This window comes from Streptomyces sp. NPDC005799, from assembly GCF_040630525.1.
GTDB classification, from domain to species: domain Bacteria; phylum Actinomycetota; class Actinomycetes; order Streptomycetales; family Streptomycetaceae; genus Streptomyces; species Streptomyces griseorubiginosus_B.
The window spans coordinates 1-1,707 of record NZ_JBEXXQ010000200.1; the positions used below are offsets into that span (position 1 = coordinate 1).

The 1,707-nt window shown below is 68.3% G+C and carries 1 protein-coding gene; it reads right to left on the bottom strand.

Features of this window, described 5'->3' with window-relative positions:
- Positions 1-90: 90 nt before the first annotated feature.
- Positions 91-1,461, bottom strand: coding sequence for an IS110 family transposase (locus tag ABZ453_RS51205; protein ID WP_359026953.1), 1,371 nt, complete (start codon positions 1,459-1,461; stop codon positions 91-93).
- Positions 1,462-1,707: the final 246 nt, after the last annotated feature.

Sequence of the window (1,707 nt, forward strand, 5' to 3'; positions counted from 1 at the left end):
GCTAAACGGAAAATCAATCCGCAGGCGAGCAGGCGGCGGTGTCCTTCCGGAATCGCGCGGAAGGAACAGGGGTGCGGCACGTGGCGCGGGTCAGGGGGCGGGGGTAGTGAGGGCGACCTGGTGGCCGAGGGCTTCGAGCTGGCGGACGAGGCTGTGGGTCTTGCGGACAGGGTCGGTCATCCGTTGGTGCCAGTCCGGTCCGAGGTCTTGGTAGCGGGCGGCAGGGTCCCGGATGAGGTGCCAGGCGATCACCAGGATCGACCGGGCGACAGCGACCAGGGCTTTTTGTTTGCCGATTCGTTTGACCAGCCGGCGGTAGCGGGCACCGAGGAAGGTGTCGGTCTTCGCCGCGGCAGCGGCTGCCTCGCCCAGGGCGCCGCGTAACCAGCCGTTGCCCTTGCCGGTGCGTCCGGAGCTGCTCCGGGGCCCGGACTGCACGCTCCGCGGGCAGAACTTCGCCCAGGAGGCCAGATGCTCCGCCGTGGGGAAGACGCTCATATCGGTGCCGATCTCCGCGAGGATGACCTGTGCCACCTTGGGGCCGACCCCGGGGATCTCGTCCAGTCGGCCCGCCAGCGGGAGTAGCCCTGACTGCCGGCAGCCGGGATCCTCCGTCGGCGCGCCGGGTTCCTCTCCGGTACCCGGTCCGCTGTCATCACGGCTCGCACCCTGCGCAGGCATGGCAGCGAGCTGCTGTTCGATGCGGGCGGTGAGCGCGTCGATCTGTCCGGTGAGGTAGTCGACGGTCTGCAGCAGCACGCCCAGCAGGTAGGCGTGGTGGCTGGTGAAGCTCCCCTCCAGGGCCTCTCTGATCGCGGGCTTCTTGGCTGCCATGCTCGAGTGGACCTTCTCGGCCAGGATCCACGGATCGTGTTCTCCGGCGGCCAGGGCGTCCAGGATCGCCCGCCCGGACAGGCCATAGATGTCGGAGATCACCGAGGAGACCTTGATCTGGGCGTCCTCCAGAACCTTCTCCGTGCGCTGTTTGTCCCGGGTCCGGTCCCGGACGAACACAGCCCGGGTGCGGGTCAGGTCACGCAGCTCGCGCACCGCACGGGGCGGCACGAACGAGGGGCGGAGCATGCCCCGTTCGGTGAGCTTGGCCAGCCACACAGCGTCGAGCCGGTCGGTCTTCGGCCGCCCGGGTACATTCTTCACGTCGCGGGCGTTGACCAGCCAGCACTCCAGGCCGCAGCCCTCGAGCAGGTAGAAGAACGGCTTCCAGTAGACCCCAGTGGCCTCCATCACCACCCGTTCCACCCCTTCTTCCACCAGGCGTGCACCCAGCTCCAGGACCGCCTTGGTGGTCGCGCCCACGGCCCACACGTGCTGCACTCGCCGGCCTTCACGGCTCGGATGGGGGCTGCGGGTGCACACCATCGCAGACGCTTTGGCGATGTCGATCGCAGCGACCCTGGCCACCAGTTCCTCACCGGCGTCCGTCGCGTCCTCAAGCGCCATGGCCTTGCCTCCCCACCAACTCGCGCTTCATCACAGCCGGGTGGGGCTGCCCGGGGAGCCGGAGGGGACGCAGAAAGGCTAAACGGCGTGCTCAGAAGGCCACAGTGTGCTGCCCCTCACGGCAGCTCCCTCACCAGACTTGCTTACAGGCTCAAGACCCAAGCACCGACGGCGTCGGCGGGCAGCCCCACACCGATTTTCACGCCTTCGCAAGCGTCCCCGCAGGGATACCACCTACTTGCTTGA

Coding starts and splice junctions, on each gene's coding strand:
- ABZ453_RS51205 (WP_359026953.1), bottom strand. CDS start 1,461: ATGGCGCTTGAGGACGCGACGGACGCCGGTGAGGAACTGGTGGCCAGG.